The sequence below is a fragment of the Alishewanella agri BL06 genome, from assembly GCF_000272005.1.
Lineage (GTDB): Bacteria > Pseudomonadota > Gammaproteobacteria > Enterobacterales > Alteromonadaceae > Alishewanella > Alishewanella agri.
In genome coordinates this window covers 81947-96585 of the sequence record NZ_AKKU01000017.1, presented here as the reverse complement: position 1 = coordinate 96585, position 14639 = coordinate 81947, and the positions used below count along the sequence as shown (strand labels likewise).

Genomic DNA, 14639 nt, shown 5'->3' with positions numbered 1-14639 from the left:
GGCTTCAGTCCGGCGTTTTTTTATGCCTGCAACTTATAAAAAGCGTTGTACGTAAGAGCAACTGGCATGAATTTGCAGCCCACGGCTTTTTGCCCAGCTTAGGGCATGGCGCACCAGCTTTTCGGCCAGGCCCTTGCCGCGAAACTCCGGTGGCACATAGGTATGGCAAAAATCGATGTGTTCGCCGTTTAACTGGTAGTCGAGTAAGGCGCTGGCATTACCCTCGCTCAGAATAAAACGCTGGCCTGCGCTGTCATGTTGGATGTTTAACTCACTCATTATTCCTCCTCCAACCAGGGCGTCTCCGGTAACAAAGCAAGATGTTCGGCATACCGCTCTAGATTAAAGCTCTCCTGACGCTCAATCACTGCATACATTTCCGGTGCTAAGGCACATGCCATAAGCTCTAAAGCTTCGTCACGGCTGTGACCGGTCATCCGCAGTCGCATTAAGGTCGCTGTCACTTCTTTTGGGTAGTTATCGGCTAACTGGTTTTCCAGTACCTCAAAGAGTGTGTTTTGGTCTATCAAATCGTCATCTTGCATTCTGGGCACCATGCGTATGAAACAGAAAAAATAGCAGCACAGCCCTATCGCAGGCTGCTGCTTTCGCCTGTTGCTTAGGCTAAGCTAGCGCTCACTAAATAACAATCAATAATAAGTACTATGCAGCAATCGGGAATGGGGTGGCGCTACTGGGCGCAAAGTTTAGGGCCGGGCATTCTGATGGCGACGGCAGCGATTGGTGGCTCGCATCTGGTGGCCTCAACCCAGGCCGGTGCGCTCTTTGGTTGGCAGTTACTTTGGTTGATCTTACTGGTAAATATTCTGAAATATCCGTTTTTTCGTTTCGGTGTACAGTACACCCTGCAGCAGAACGAGAGTTTGGTTGAAGGCTACTGGCGTAAGGGGCGGGGATATTTTTATAGTTTTGTGCTGCTAAATGTATTGGCGGCGGTGGTGAACACGGCAGGGGTACTGATTCTGACCGCGGCACTACTGCAATATGCCCTGCCCTGGCAGTTATCACTTACCCTGCTGTGTTGGCTGATTTTGGCCAGTTGTTTGCTGATTTTACTGCTGGGGCATTATCGGGCGCTGGACCGGGTGTCGAAAGTGATTATGCTGTTGCTGACACTCACCACCTTAGTGGCAGCAACAATAGCCTTTAATAATGGGCCTACCGCGCCGGCAGGTTTTCAGGGCCCCTCACCCTGGCAATTGGCGATGTTGGGATTTTTGGTGGCACTGATGGGCTGGATGCCGGCACCGATTGAAATTTCGGCCATCAGTTCCCTCTGGCTAAAAGCCAAGCAGCGTCAGCAGCCGGTGAGTCAGCGGCAGGGACTATTCGACTTTAACCTCGGCTACTGGCTGACCACTTTTTTAGCACTGGTGTTTGTGACCTTGGGTGCGTTGGTGCAATACGGTAGCGATCAGCCAATAGCGCTGGCGGGTGCAGCCTTCGCTCAGCAACTGGTGGAAATGTATGGTCAAACTATCGGTAGTTGGGCCAAGCCATTGGTATCACTGATTGCGTTTTTATGTATGTTCGGTACCACCATTACGGTGTTAGACGGTTATGCCCGCACCTTACATGAGTCAGGACGTTTACTGGGCTGGTATCAGGCTGATAACCGCCGGATAGCGGCGTTATGGTTGTTATTGCAAGCGCTGGCAGGTATGGCGTTGATCTTGTTTTTCCGCTCTGCGTTATCGCCGATGCTCACTTTCGCCATGACGCTGGCGTTTTTAACCACTCCGGTCTTTGCCTGGTTAAATTTTAGTTTGTTGCGAGGTCAGCCTAACCAGCCACTGCCATTCTGGCTTAATACCCTAAGCTGGCTGGGTTTGGTCTATCTGTTTGGTTTTGCCCTGTTATATCTGGCCTGGTATCTGGGGTTATTAAATGCCTGATATGGCTGAGCTGCATTGGTGGCAGTTAGTGGGTCTGTTTTTGCTACAGCTGGGGTGTATCCTGTTGGCTGCCCAAGTTTTTGGCCGCCTTGCCCGTTATATTGGTCAGCCCAGAGTCGTGGGTGAAATGATAGCCGGAATCGCGCTGGGGCCGTCTTTATTGGGTTGGTACTTGCCGGAGTTACAACAGGCGATCTTTATTCCAGAAACCCGCAGCTGGCTGTATTTCGGCGCCCAACTTGGCGTTGGGCTCTATATGTTTTTGGTTGGTCTGGAATTTAATACCCGACTGTTCCGGCAGCAGGCGCAGAGTGCGTTAACCGTATCGCTGGCGGGCATGTTAGTGCCCTTTGCCGTCGCGGCTTTGTTAGCGCTGTGGTTATTACCTATGCCTGGTTTGTTTGCGCCCGGCATCAGCTATGCCAATGCGGCACTGTTTCTTGGTGCGGCCATCGCCATTACGGCCTTTCCGATGCTGGCACGGATTATTTATGAGCGGGGCCTCGCCGGTACTAAACTGGGTACTCTGGCGCTGGCGGCCGGCGCTATCGACGATGCGGCAGCCTGGCTGGTGCTGGCGCTGGTATTGGCCAGCTTCGGTGGCGGTAGTGGGCTGCTGATTAAAGCACTGTTGGGCGGTAGCCTCTATGCCTGGTTAATGCTGACCAAAATGCGGCTCTGGTTACAACCGCTGGCGGATCGGGTGGCGCTAACGGAACAGTTGGCGGCCTGGCAGTTTGTGCTGATCCTGCTGTTGTTCGCATTGTCGGCCTGGAGTATGGATTTTGTTGGCTTACATGCCGTCTTTGGTGGCTTTTTGCTGGGCATAGCGATGCCACGCGGTACCCTGGTTAGCTTGCTGCAACGACGGTTGGAGAAACCGGTGTTACTGCTGCTGTTACCGATGTTTTTTACCTATTCCGGCCTGAATACCCGGCTGGATGTGCTGGGCGCCAGTGGTCTTTGGTTGGTGACATTGGCCGTGCTGGCGTGTTCCATTCTGGCCAAATTTGTTGCCTGCTGGGCGGCAGCCCGGCTAAAAGGCGCTGATAATCCAACGGCGCTGGCGATCGGCGCACTGATGAATGCCCGGGGCCTGATGGAGCTGATTATTATCAATATTGCACTAAGCTATGGCGTGATAGAGCAAGGCTTGTTTTCGATGTTAGTGGTTATGGCGATTGTCACAACGCTGATGGCGGCGCCGCTATTTCAGTTGGTCTATGGACGCTTTCAGCAAAAAGTCACGGCGACCTGAGTCGCCGTTAGCAGCTGTATCGAACACGGATGAGGCCTAAAGCGCCAGTGTCTTTTCGCCGCGGGAGATGCCAGAGACGCCGCTGCGCACTACTTCCAGGATCTGAGTACCGCTTAAGGCCTGAATAAAGGCATCCAGTTTGTCACTGGTGCCTACCAGTTGCACAGTGTAGGTGGTGGCAGAGACATCGACGATCTGGCCGCGGAAGATATCAGCACTACGTTTTACTTCATCCCGCTGCTCGCCGACCGCTTTCACCTTAACCAGCATCAGCTCGCGCTCGATATGGGCAGCCTCGCTCAAATCCGTCAGTTTTACCACTTCAATCAGTTTATGCAGTTGCTTGGTAATTTGCTCGATCACCTGATCATTGCCATGGGTCACCAGCGTTAAACGCGACAGCGTCGGATCTTCAGTGGGGGCCACGGTCAGTGAGTCGATATTATAGCCACGCTGGGCAAACAGGCCGACCAAACGTGCCAGGGCGCCGGATTCGTTTTCCAGTAATACAGAAATAATATGCCGCATGCTTAAGTCCTCTCTGTCTTACTTAAAAACATCTCATTGACCGCACCGCCCGGAATTTGCATCGGGTAAACATGCTCTTTCGGATCGATATGGATATCCAGAAACACCAGCTGATCTTTGAGCTCGACAAAGGCGCGCTGCAGCGCCGGTTGCAGCTCTTCCGGTTTGGTGACCCGGATGCCGACGTGGCCATAGGCCTCAGCCAGTTTGATAAAGTCAGGTAACGAGTCCATATAGGAGCTGGCGTAGCGCGACTCATAGTTCATATCCTGCCACTGCTTAACCATGCCCAGATAGCCGTTATTCAGGTTGATAATCTTCACCCCCAAACCATATTGCTTGCAGGTCGACAGCTCCTGAATGTTCATCTGAATTGAGCCTTCGCCGGTGACACAGACCACATCCGCCTGCGGGAAATTCAGCTTGACGCCCATCGCTGCCGGCAAGCCAAAACCCATGGTGCCAAGGCCGCCGGAGTTGATCCAGCGGTTTGGTTTATTAAATTTGTAGTACTGGGCGGCAAACATCTGATGCTGGCCGACATCACTGCAGACAAAGGCCTCGCCCTTGGTGATCTTGCTGACCTGCTCTATCACGTGTTGGGGTTTTAGCAGTGCAGAGGTGGTGTCATAGCGGCCACCATGTACAGCACGCCAGTCATTAATCTGCTGCCACCATTGCTCCAGTGCACTGCTATCCAGCTTTTTCTTTTTCTGCTTCACAGTCGCCAGCATTTCTTCCAGCACTGGCTGTACCAGGCCAACAATCGGGATATGGGCATTGATGGTTTTTGAGATACTGGCCGGGTCAATATCGATATGGATAATGGTGGCATCCGGGCAGAATTTCTTGGTGTTGTTAGTGACCCTGTCGTCAAAGCGGGCGCCGACCGCCAGGATCAGATCAGCATGATGCATGGCCTGATTCGCCTCGTAGCTGCCATGCATCCCCAGCATGCCGATAAACTGCTTGTCCTCACCCGGATAGGCACCCAGCCCCATTAGGGTATTGGTCACCGGCAGGTTCAGGTATTGCGCCAGTTCGGTCAGCTCTGCGGCAGCGCCACCCATAATCACACCGCCGCCCGAGTACAGCACCGGCTTCTTTGCTGCCAACAGGGCGCTAACCGCTTTTTTAATCTGGCCGCTATGGCCTTTTAGTTTTGGCTGATAAGAGCGCAGCTTAATTTCGTCCGGATAATGATACGGAAACTTATTGCTCGGAATCGTCATATCTTTCGGGATATCCAGCACCACCGGGCCCGGCCGGCCGCTTTGCGCAATGTAAAACGCCTTCTTAATCAGGTACGGAATATCCTCGGGGCGACGCACCGACATATTGTGTTTCACAATAGGGCGGGAAATGCCCAGCATATCGGTTTCCTGGAACGCATCTTCACCAATCAGATGGCTCATCACCTGGCCGGTCAGCACCACCATCGGGATTGAGTCCATATAAGCAGTAGCGATACCGGTTACTGCATTAGTAGCACCCGGGCCGGAGGTCACCAGTACCACGCCGGCTTTGCCTGTGGCACGGGCATAGGCATCGGCCATATGGGTCGCGGCCTGTTCGTGGCGCACCAGCACGTGTTTTACTTTATTTTGCTGAAATAACGCATCGTAGATATGCAATACAGCGCCACCGGGATAGCCATAGACGTATTCTACCCCTTCATCGGCCAGCGCACGGATCACCATTGCTGCGCCCGATAACATCTCGGCATGTTTGGATTGGCTTGTCATAGTCAGGTCTCATCATTTTACTGAGGTCAAAGCGCCTGTTTTTCGGGTACAGAACGCTGTTGGCAGCCTAAATGCTACCTTGTGCTACGTGGTTGGCTGAACGGTATTGGCGAACCTTACCGGCGCTTTAGTGGTTAGCTCTGAGGCTTTTATAGTGCGCCTGATTAATTTACGGTAATGGCCGCGGAAAGTCGATGCCTTTTTCATGCTTTTAGACTTCTTTACTGCTTTGAAAAGCGGCAAGTCGCCACCATAGTACAGGGAGTTAAAGCTAAGGAAGTGAAGTATGCAAAACCCTATCGTTGATGTCAGCCTGATCAATGCCCGCGAAGTGCTGGACCGTTCGTTACAGCAGCTGGTGATCTTCCAGTTCTGGTCGGCGCGCAGTGCGCTTTGTCAGCAGTTAAGTCCGGTATTGGAAAAAATTGTGCGCCAGTACCCACAGCAATTGTGTCTGGCCAAAGTAAATTGCGATCAGGAGCAGGACTTGGCGATGCAGTTTGGTGTGCAATCATTGCCTACCGTCATGCTGATTAAAGATGGCCGGCCGGTCGATGGTTTTGCCGGCGCGGAGACCGAGCAGCAGATTCTGACCCGGCTGGCGGCTTATCTGCCAAAACCGGAAGATGAGCTGATTGCCAAAGCGCAGCAATATTTGGCACAGCAGCAACTCGCAGAAGCTTATCCGCTGCTGGCCGAAGCGCTGACGCTGGCGCCAGAGCGGGTGGAAGTTAAACTCTGGTTAGCCGATACCGCTATTGGCCTTGGCCAGTTAACCCAGGCTGAAAAGCTGTTGGCTGAAGTGCGGCTGGCCGATCAGGACGCCTTATATAAAACCGTGCTGGCCAAGCTGGAGTTGGCGCAGCAGGCCAGCAATACCCCGGAGATCCAGGCACTGGAAGCCCGGCTGGCAGCAGCACCGGCAGATAACAGTTTAAAAGAGCAATTAGCTGTGCAGTACCAGGCCGTCTTGCGCTCAGAAGAGGCATTAGCGTTGCTGCTGCAGATTCTGCAGCAGGATCTGAACTTTGGACAAAGCAAAAAGCTGTTTTTAGATATTCTGGCGGCCTTGCCCAAGGGCGATCCGCTGGCCAGCCAGTATCGGCGTAAACTCTATGCACTGCTGTACTAAGGCTGATTTTTGAGTGTCTTTGCCTGCAGTGGCGCTGAGCTGGGTAAGCTGTTTACTCAGGTTGCCGCTGTCCTGCACCGCTATCAGCGCTATTGGCAGTTACAGCCGATGGCGCGCTCGGCCTTACCCTTTGACGCTGCACTGAATAGCCTGCTGCAGAGCTTATCGCTTACTGAGCTGGCGGCACTGGAAGATAATCCTGAGCAGCAACAGCAGCTGTTTGGCGGCTTTTTCCCCGAACGCTTTGCGCTACCGGCGATCAGTCAGGCTGAGCCGGCAGAGGCCTTACCCGAGTGGCCATTTTGGCTCACCAATGGTATTGGCGGGCGTAAACTCTCGCAAATTCAGCATTTTTGTCAGCAGCTCGCCCCATCCGAGCTGCCGCTGTTGGAATGGTGTGCCGGCAAAGGCCATCTGGGGCGGCTACTGGCGGCGCAGGGCCGGCAGGTTACCAGTGTTGAATGGCAGGCCGAACTGTGCCGACAGGGCGAGGCACTGGCAGCACAATTTCAGTTGCCACAGCGCTTTGTCTGTGCCGATGTGCTGACGCCGGCGGGACGGGCAGTGCTGTCGCCACAGCAACAGCTGGTCGCTTTACATGCCTGTGGTGATTTACATTTGCAGTTAATCAAACATGCGGTTGCCGTCGGCACGCACGCCTTACAGCTGGCGCCTTGTTGTTACCATCTGATTGCCGCTGCACATTATCAGCCTTTATCGACGCTGGCGCAGCAGCATAATCTGCAGCTGAGCCGACAGGATCTGAAACTGGCGGTACAGGCTCAGGTTACCGGCGGTGAACGGGTCGCACGGCTGCGGCAAACCGAAGTCAGCTGGCGGCTGGCGTATCAGTTATTGCGCACTGAACTGACGGCAGATGCCAGCTATCAGCCGCTGCCATCTTTACCTAAGCACTGGTTTAGCGGAGACTTTAGCGCCTTTTTGGCCTATGCGGCGCAGCTGCAACAACTGCCGTTACCGGCGGTTATCGATAATAACGCTTTGTTGGCGAGGGCTGACGAGGCGTATCTGCAGCTGCAACGTATTGATGCGGTGCGGCATCTGTTTCGCCGGCCGCTGGAGCTATATCTGGTACTGGATCGGGCGTTGTACCTGCAACAAAAGGGTTATCAGGTACAACTGTCGGTGTTTTGTGCTTATCAGATCACGCCGCGAAACTTTTTAATCCGGGCCTGGCGTGATACGTCAGCTTTGGCTGACCGGTGTAGCCTGTAAGCTGCGTTGGCTCTGCTTCAGATAGCACTCAATTTGCTGATCTTTACGCTGCCAGCGCTGATTCAGCCACTGCTGGAAGTTATCGCGAAATGCCGGATCATTAAAATAATCACCAATGACTGCGGCATCGACCGGCAGGATCTCGGCCTGAATCACCACCCGTTTTAACCGTCCCATTAGCATATCCAGCGCAATATGCTGGGTGTTATCCGGGTAAATCAGCGTGACGTCCAGGATGGCATTAAACTGCTCGCCCATACTGGCCAGCGTAAAGGCAATACCGCCGGCTTTAGGTGGCAGCAAATGGGTAAAAGGGCTGTTTTTAGCGCGCTGTTTTTCCGGTGTACAACGGCTGCCTTCCACAAAGTTGATGATGGTGGTTGGCGTATGCACAAACTTAGCGCAGCTGTTACGGGTGGTTTCGATATCCTTGCCTTTAAGTTCAGGATGTTTGGCCAAAGTCGCGGCGCTATAGCGTTTCATATAGGGCATATCCAGCGCCCAGCAGCCGGTGCCAAGGAAAGGTACCCACTTTAACTCATCTTTTAAAAAGAATTTTGGCTCCGGGATCAGGTGATAAGCAAAGGTACTGACCACCGGAATATCAACCCAGCTCTTATGGTTGGCGATCAGCAAATACCAGCTGTTTTTATCCAACTGCTGCTGACCACTGATTTGCCAGTCGACATTATTAAACAGGTTAATTAAAAAGGTGTTCACCGCCGTCCAGCCCCGGTAGCAGCGCCGGCCCAGGGCGGCAATCAGCCGGTGCGCAGCTTTAAAGGGTAACAGTAGTTTCAGGATGCCAAGCGGGGTGACCACTATGCCCCAGAATGCCAGATTCAAAGCAAACAAACTAAAGCTGATCGGTAACAGTAAAAATCCGGGTAAAAAGCTTAGCATCGCTGACACACTCCTTTATTTGCCTGCGCCTGTCTCTAGCCTGGCCAGTTGCTGGTCTTTCTCCAACCATAACTGGTTAAGCCACTGCTGAAAGCGCTCACGATACGCCTGATCGTGGTAGTCACCTATTAACTCTTTCGCAATAGGCAGTACCTTAATATTGACAGTTATAGCATGAACCTTGCCGGAAATATAATCCCAAAAGGTGGGAATGCCGCCGGGATAGTGAATGGTCACATCCAGCAATTTATGTAATTGTTCGCCCATGGCACCCAGCACAAAGGCGGTGCCGCCAGCCTTGGGTTTTAACAGATGCCGGAACGGCGACTGTTGGCGATCATGCTTATCTTGGGTAAAGCGGGTGCCCTCGACAAAATTCATTATTGATACCGGCTTAAAGCGGAATTTAGCACAGGCTTTACGGGTGGTCTCGATATCTTTGCCTTGCAGCTCAGGGCGCTTTTGCAGCAGTTTTTTGCTGTAGCGCTTCATAAAGGGGAAATCCAGCGCCCACCAGCAAAGTCCCATAAAGGGCACGTACAGCAGCTCTTTTTTCAGAAAGAATTTAATAAAGGGGATCTTACGGTTAAAAATATTCTGCAGAATTAAAATATCGGCCCAGGACTGATGGTTGGCGATAATCAGATACCAGTCTTTACGCGACAGTTTGTCCAGCCCTTCGACCTGCCACTTAATCGAAGTGAAAATACGGGTCGTCAGGTTATTAACGCTAATCCAGGCCACTGCTATCGCATCCAGCAAATAGGTCATCCAGGCTTGCCAGCGCTTAACTGGCAGTAACTTCAGAATCGCCAACAACATGAGGGGTACAAACCAAAACAAGGTATTAACGATATACAGCAGAAAGGAAAGTGACCCCTTTATCGGGTGCGGTAACCAATTTAACATAAGGCACTTATCTCATTTTCAGGTGGCGAAACCACCGGCTAAATGGGGAGGTGTAAGTGGTTACACCTCCGATCAGTGCCTATTCTAGCTTAATCTTCGAAGTAGGTGTAACCATAAACGCCGGCTTTCAGTTCATCCAGCAGCTCATCTTTACGTTCGTCCTGCATGTCCAGTTTAGCCAGTTGCTTGGTGTAAGAGGCAATCAGCTTTTTGGCATCAAACTGCACGTAGCGCAGCACATCGGCTACCGTATCACCCTTGATAATATTGGTCAGCTTGTAACTGCCATCTTCGGTCAGTTCGACATGCACTGAATCGGTATCACCAAACAGGTTGTGCAGATCACCCAGAATTTCCTGATAGGCGCCGACCATAAACATACCGAGCAGATATTGCTGATCGTCTTTGTATTCCGGCAGCGGCAGGCTGGATTCGATACCATTGCCATCAGCATAGCTTTTCAGCATACCGTCTGAGTCACAGGTAATGTCCTGAATAATGGCGCGGTGATTCAGTGGCTCCGTCATCCGCTCCAGTGGCATCACCGGGAACAGCTGATCAATACCCCAGGCATCCGGCATGGACTGGAACAGCGAGAAGTTAACGAACAGCTTATCGGCCAGTTTTTCATTTAACTCATCGTGAATCGCGCGGTGTGAGCGGGCATTCAGATCCAGATTCGCCCGAACCTTATTAATGGTGGCGAAGTACAGCTGCTCTAACAGTGACCAGTCCTGTAAAGTCAGCAGGCCATGCACATACTGGGCATGGGCATCGGTAAAGTAGTGGACAGCATCATGGTAGGACTCGACGGCACTGCGTGGCGTAACATTCTTGTAGGCGTCCCACATCCCTAAAATGACCGTCGGGGCCTCTTCGCTTGGCTCCGGCAGATTCACTAAACCAGGCGCCCGTTCGATATCGATGGCATCGGTTACCAGCACCGCATGGTGTGCGGTCATCGCCCGGCCAGACTCGGTAATAATATTCGGATGTGGTAAGTCGTACTCGTCGCAGACTTCTTTTAAACCATTAACCACGTTACGGGCATATTCGTACATGGTGTAGTTCATCGAACAGGCAGAGCGCGATTTCGAACCTTCGTAATCGACACCTAAACCACCGCCGACGTCTACCGTGGTAATAGGCACGCCGAGGGTACGCAGTTCAGCGTAGTGACGGGCACATTCACGGATCGCATTGTGAATATCGCGAATATTGGCAATTTGCGAGCCGATATGAAAGTGCACCAGCTGCAGTAAATCCAGCTTATCAGCAGCGCGCAGGATGTCGATGGCTTGCAGCACCTGGGTGGCGGTGAGGCCAAATTTGCCTTTCTCGCCACCGGTATTTTGCCATTTGCCTTTACCGACCGAGTTTAAGCGGATACGAATACCAATACGTGGTGCGGCACCCAGATTATCGATTTCGCGTAGCAAGGTTTTCAGCTCTGACAGCTTTTCAACAACCACATAGACCGTATGGCCCATCATCTGACCAATGGTTGCCAGCCGCAGGAATTCGCTATCTTTATAGCCGTTACAGACGATTTGCAGTGGCTGCTCGGTTACGCCAAGGATTGCCATCAGCTCCGGCTTACTGCCGGCTTCCAGGCCAACTTTGCCGCTATCATGGCTAATCAGGCGTTTAACTACTGAGAATTGCTGGTTTACCTTGATCGGATAAACCGCGGTATAGTTACCCTGATACTCTTTTTCAGCTTTGGCGCGTTGGAAAGACTTAATTAAGGTGTCGACCCGGTGTTGCAGAATATCGGTAAACCGCACCAATACCGGCAGCGTCAGGCCCTCTTCCTTAAAGCGTTGCGTCAGCTCCGGAAAGCTAATACCTGGCTTACTGTGATCCTGATCCGGATAGGCAATCAGATCACCAGCCTTGTTCACATCAAAATAGCCTTCACTCCACACGGCTACGTTGTAAATAGAACGCGCCTTCTCAAAACCCCAGTCTGCCATTATCTTTCCTCAAAAAAATTAACTGCTATAGTTTAAAGCCATTAGCCGCAAGGTGCAGCAAAAAAGCCGAAAAATTTGTATGTCAGCGTTGTCGCAGGCAAAATACGCGCCTTATACGTTGCAGGGGGTAAAAATGTCAGTATTTGATGACAAAAAGTGGCTAACCGAGGTGTTTGCCGACAGCGGTAGTGTGTTTGGCCTGGCCATTACCAGAAAACTGGATGAAGTTCAGTCACCCTTTCAGAAAATTACCATGTATGAAACCACTCATTTCGGCAATTTAATGGTGATTGATGATGTGATTATGCTTAGCAGCCGGGATAACTTCCTGTATCACGAAATGCTCAGTCATCCTGTGCTGTTTACCCATCCGAACCCGAAGAATGTGGTGATTATCGGCGGCGGTGATTGCGGTACCCTGCGCGAGGTGTTAAAGCATCCTGGCGTAGAGCGCGTAACGCAAATCGATATCGACGAGCAAGTGACCCGGATGGCAGAAAAGTACTTCCCGGAACTGTGCGCATCAAACAATGACTCGCGCGCAACGCTGAAGTTTGAAGATGGTATTAAATTTATGCGCGAAGCTGCGCCGGGTTCTATCGATGTGATTATTGTCGATTCAACGGATCCGATAGGCCCGGGCGAAGGCCTGTTTAACCGCGCCTTTTATGCCAGCTGTGTGGCAGCCTTAGCCAACGACGGTATTCTGGTGCAGCAGAGTGAATCACCGCTGATCCATATGCCGCTGTTAAAAGCGATGCGTCAGGCAATGAGCGATGCCGGCTTTGCCAGCCTGCAAACACTGAATTTCCCGCAAATGGTGTATCCATCAGGTTGGTGGACCTGTACGCTGGCGAAGAAAAGCGGTGAATTTAACGGTTTCCGCGAAGCCGATGCGGCGGCTGCACCCTTTAGTACCGAGTACTACAATGTTGAGGTGCATCAGGCGGCCGGTGCCCTGCCAAATTTTGTAAAAAAAGCCTTTGCTGAATAGGCAGCTGTGAAATAGACAGCTGTAAAACACAACGCCCGGCTTAGCCGGGCGTTGTGTTTTAAGTACAAGAAATTACTCGACGATCGGCTCGATATGCACTTCTACCCGACGGTTTTTCGCGCGGTTGGCTTCTGAATTGTTCGGGAACGCAGGGCGATCCGGGCCATAACCGATGGTTTCAATACGGATCGGTTGCACACCTTGCGCGACCAGATAACTTTGCACGGATTCGGCACGGGCGCGCGACAGGTTCATATTAAACTGATACGGACCGGTATCATCAGTATGACCGGCGACCACCACCATAGTTTTCGGGTAGTCACGTAAGACCTTGGCGATATCGTTTAACGCCGGATACAGGCTGGGGCGAATGTCCGAGCGGTTAATATCAAAAGTCAGTTGCGCCGGGATATCCAGCACTAAACGGTCACCGTCACGTTGTACGCCTACGCCCGAACCTTTTAGCTCTTCGCGCAGCGCCTTTTCCTGGTTATCCATATAGCTGCCAACGGCCGCACCGGCTAAAGCACCGACAGCGGCACCGATCACCATCCTTTTGTTTTTATGGTTGCCGGTTGCTTTACCGGCAATAGCACCGGCCACTGCACCGATGGCCGCACCGCGGGTGGTATTTTGGTTATCGGTAGTGGCACAACCGGCCAGGACCAGGCTGCCGGACATCACGGCTACTAGTGCAACTTTTGTTTTCATCTTGTTTCTCCATTACGCAATTGGCGCTAAGTATATAGCAGTTTAGGTTAAGGGTATGAATGATTGCTGAATTTGCGGATTCGCTGATAGAAATAGCGTTAGACATATAGACTGCCAAAGATTAAGCTTTGGACCAGCAGAATAACCCAAAGCAGATGTTGGTAAGCAGGTAGCGAAGATGGCGGTATGTGGCTGGAAACGAATCGTTTTAAAAGTAGGCAGTGCGCTGATTGCGCCTAATGCAGCCGGCTGCTCTACCCGGTATTTGTTATCTATCGCCCGCTTTATTGCCGAGTGCCGGGCGGCCGGTACTGAGGTGGTGCTGGTGTCGTCAGGCAGTGTCGCCGCAGGTCGCAATGCCATTAGCTATAAGCAGTTGCCGTTGCCAATTAATGTGAAACAGGCAATGGCGGCGGTGGGGCAGAGCCGGATGATGGCGAGCTGGGCACAATTATTTGATTTTGACTGTGCGCAAATCCTGCTCACTCACGATGATTTAAAGGATCGCCGTCGTTATCTGAATATCGACAATACCCTGCGCACCCTGCTGGCGAATCAGGTGTTACCCATTGTTAATGAGAACGATACCGTTGCCACGGCTGAATTAAAGGTCGGTGATAACGATAATCTGGCGGCGATGGTGGCGATTCTGGCCGATGCTGATGCCTTATTAATCTGCTCGGATATCGATGGTCTCTACACCGCCAACCCGCGTACTGTACCTGACGCTGCGCTGGTGCCACAGGTTACGCAAATTACACCGCAGATTTATGCGATGGCCGGTGGCAGCCACCATGCTATTGGTACCGGCGGTATGCAGACGAAAATTCAGGCCGCCGATAAAGCTACCCGTGCCGGTATTGATACGCTGATTATCAATGGCCAGAAAGCGGCAACCTTTGATGAATTACTGGCCAACCGCCAATGTGGCACGCTGTTCCACAAGCAACAGGAGCGAGTCAGTGCTAAGAAACACTGGTTACGCCACAGTTTAAAGCCGCGCGGTCAACTGGTCATTGATGAAGGTGCCGGGCAGGCGTTACTGAGCCGCGGCGCTTCGTTATTACCGTCTGGGATTACCGCTATTAATGGCGATTTTGAAAAGGGTGATGCAGTACTGGTACAGAGCACTACTGGCCAGACGTTGGCTCAAGGTATTAGCCAGTATAGTAGCCCTGAACTGAACAAAATTCGTGGCGTTCATAGTCAGCAAATAGCCAACATCCTGGGATATTGCCCCAGTGAAGTGGCTATTCACCGCGATGATTTAGTACTGTTTCGGGACTAGTCCTATACTGGTCCCGCTGGTGTCGATTTTTTAAACTATATAG

Annotated in this window: 14 protein-coding genes; 6 read left to right on the top strand and 8 right to left on the bottom strand. The window is 52.0% G+C overall.

Features of this window, described 5'->3' with window-relative positions; translation table 11 throughout:
* Positions 1-33: 33 nt before the first annotated feature.
* A complete protein-coding gene (locus AGRI_RS10275; RefSeq protein WP_008984875.1) occupies positions 34-279 on the bottom strand; it encodes a GNAT family N-acetyltransferase in 246 nt (81 codons plus the stop codon).
* Positions 279-545, bottom strand: coding sequence for a hypothetical protein (locus AGRI_RS10270; protein ID WP_008950513.1), 267 nt, complete (start codon positions 543-545; stop codon positions 279-281). Before AGRI_RS10270 ends, AGRI_RS10275 begins: the two co-directional genes overlap by 1 nt.
* A 120-nt stretch (positions 546-665) precedes the next feature.
* On the opposite strand from AGRI_RS10270, the gene AGRI_RS10265 reads away from it, so the two are divergent.
* Both AGRI_RS10265 and AGRI_RS10260 read left to right on the top strand, forming a co-directional pair.
* Positions 666-1916, top strand: a complete 1251-nt coding sequence (locus tag AGRI_RS10265; protein ID WP_420167172.1) for an NRAMP family divalent metal transporter — start codon at positions 666-668, stop codon at positions 1914-1916.
* Positions 1909-3174: a cation:proton antiporter gene (locus tag AGRI_RS10260; RefSeq protein ID WP_008984874.1), complete on the top strand. Its 1266-nt coding sequence runs from the start codon at positions 1909-1911 to the stop codon at positions 3172-3174. The genes AGRI_RS10265 and AGRI_RS10260 overlap by 8 nt, the downstream gene beginning before the upstream one ends.
* A 36-nt stretch (positions 3175-3210) precedes the next feature.
* On the opposite strand, the gene ilvN is transcribed toward AGRI_RS10260, so the two are convergent.
* Together ilvN and AGRI_RS10250 are read right to left on the bottom strand one after the other, a co-directional pair.
* On the bottom strand, positions 3211-3702 hold the full coding sequence (gene ilvN, locus AGRI_RS10255) for an acetolactate synthase small subunit (protein WP_008606421.1): 492 nt from the start codon (positions 3700-3702) through the stop codon (positions 3211-3213).
* A gap of 2 nt (positions 3703-3704) precedes the next feature.
* Complete coding sequence (locus AGRI_RS10250) at positions 3705-5447, bottom strand: acetolactate synthase 3 large subunit (protein WP_008606422.1); 1743 nt, start codon at positions 5445-5447, stop codon at positions 3705-3707.
* A gap of 286 nt (positions 5448-5733) precedes the next feature.
* Between AGRI_RS10250 and AGRI_RS10245 the strand changes: the two genes are divergently transcribed.
* Together AGRI_RS10245 and AGRI_RS10240 are read left to right on the top strand one after the other, a co-directional pair.
* On the top strand, positions 5734-6579 hold the full coding sequence (locus tag AGRI_RS10245; RefSeq protein ID WP_008984873.1) for a co-chaperone YbbN: 846 nt from the start codon (positions 5734-5736) through the stop codon (positions 6577-6579).
* Between the two features lie 9 nt (positions 6580-6588).
* Complete coding sequence (locus AGRI_RS10240) at positions 6589-7815, top strand: class I SAM-dependent methyltransferase (RefSeq protein ID WP_008984872.1); 1227 nt, start codon at positions 6589-6591, stop codon at positions 7813-7815.
* Here AGRI_RS10240 and AGRI_RS10235 read toward each other — a convergent pair.
* The 3 genes from AGRI_RS10235 to speA form a co-directional block, all read right to left on the bottom strand.
* Positions 7786-8718 (bottom strand): acyltransferase, encoded by a 933-nt coding sequence (locus AGRI_RS10235; RefSeq protein WP_008984871.1) that lies wholly within the window; start codon positions 8716-8718, stop codon positions 7786-7788. The two genes, AGRI_RS10240 and AGRI_RS10235, sit on opposite strands and share 30 nt — an antisense overlap.
* Before the next feature lie 15 nt (positions 8719-8733).
* Positions 8734-9627: an acyltransferase gene (locus tag AGRI_RS10230; RefSeq protein WP_008984870.1), complete on the bottom strand. Its 894-nt coding sequence runs from the start codon at positions 9625-9627 to the stop codon at positions 8734-8736.
* A gap of 89 nt (positions 9628-9716) precedes the next feature.
* Positions 9717-11603, bottom strand: a complete 1887-nt coding sequence (gene speA / locus AGRI_RS10225) for a biosynthetic arginine decarboxylase (protein ID WP_008984869.1) — start codon at positions 11601-11603, stop codon at positions 9717-9719.
* A 133-nt stretch (positions 11604-11736) separates the two neighbouring features.
* On the opposite strand from speA, the gene speE reads away from it, so the two are divergent.
* The gene (gene speE, locus AGRI_RS10220; RefSeq protein WP_008984868.1) at positions 11737-12597 is read left to right on the top strand and encodes a polyamine aminopropyltransferase; all 861 of its coding nucleotides are present in this window, start codon (positions 11737-11739) and stop codon (positions 12595-12597) included.
* 72 nt (positions 12598-12669) lie between these two features.
* Here the strand turns inward: speE and AGRI_RS10215 are convergent, their stop codons facing one another.
* On the bottom strand, positions 12670-13308 hold the full coding sequence (locus AGRI_RS10215; RefSeq protein ID WP_008984867.1) for a YiaD family glycine zipper/OmpA-like lipoprotein: 639 nt from the start codon (positions 13306-13308) through the stop codon (positions 12670-12672).
* Between the two features lie 178 nt (positions 13309-13486).
* Between AGRI_RS10215 and proB the strand changes: the two genes are divergently transcribed.
* Positions 13487-14596 carry a glutamate 5-kinase gene (gene proB / locus AGRI_RS10210; protein ID WP_008984866.1) on the top strand — a complete coding sequence of 370 codons (1110 nt, stop codon included), beginning with the start codon at positions 13487-13489 and terminating at the stop codon, positions 14594-14596.
* Positions 14597-14639 lie beyond the last annotated feature (43 nt).

Coding starts and splice junctions, on each gene's coding strand:
- AGRI_RS10265 (WP_420167172.1), top strand. CDS start 666: ATGCAGCAATCGGGAATGGGGTGGCGCTACTGGGCGCAAAGTTTAGGG.
- AGRI_RS10245 (WP_008984873.1), top strand. CDS start 5,734: ATGCAAAACCCTATCGTTGATGTCAGCCTGATCAATGCCCGCGAAGTG.
- AGRI_RS10215 (WP_008984867.1), bottom strand. CDS start 13,308: ATGAAAACAAAAGTTGCACTAGTAGCCGTGATGTCCGGCAGCCTGGTC.
- AGRI_RS10235 (WP_008984871.1), bottom strand. CDS start 8,718: ATGCTAAGCTTTTTACCCGGATTTTTACTGTTACCGATCAGCTTTAGT.
- ilvN (WP_008606421.1), bottom strand. CDS start 3,702: ATGCGGCATATTATTTCTGTATTACTGGAAAACGAATCCGGCGCCCTG.
- AGRI_RS10230 (WP_008984870.1), bottom strand. CDS start 9,627: ATGTTAAATTGGTTACCGCACCCGATAAAGGGGTCACTTTCCTTTCTG.
- speE (WP_008984868.1), top strand. CDS start 11,737: ATGTCAGTATTTGATGACAAAAAGTGGCTAACCGAGGTGTTTGCCGAC.
- AGRI_RS10250 (WP_008606422.1), bottom strand. CDS start 5,447: ATGACAAGCCAATCCAAACATGCCGAGATGTTATCGGGCGCAGCAATG.
- speA (WP_008984869.1), bottom strand. CDS start 11,603: ATGGCAGACTGGGGTTTTGAGAAGGCGCGTTCTATTTACAACGTAGCC.
- AGRI_RS10275 (WP_008984875.1), bottom strand. CDS start 279: ATGAGTGAGTTAAACATCCAACATGACAGCGCAGGCCAGCGTTTTATT.
- AGRI_RS10270 (WP_008950513.1), bottom strand. CDS start 545: ATGCAAGATGACGATTTGATAGACCAAAACACACTCTTTGAGGTACTG.
- AGRI_RS10260 (WP_008984874.1), top strand. CDS start 1,909: ATGCCTGATATGGCTGAGCTGCATTGGTGGCAGTTAGTGGGTCTGTTT.
- proB (WP_008984866.1), top strand. CDS start 13,487: ATGGCGGTATGTGGCTGGAAACGAATCGTTTTAAAAGTAGGCAGTGCG.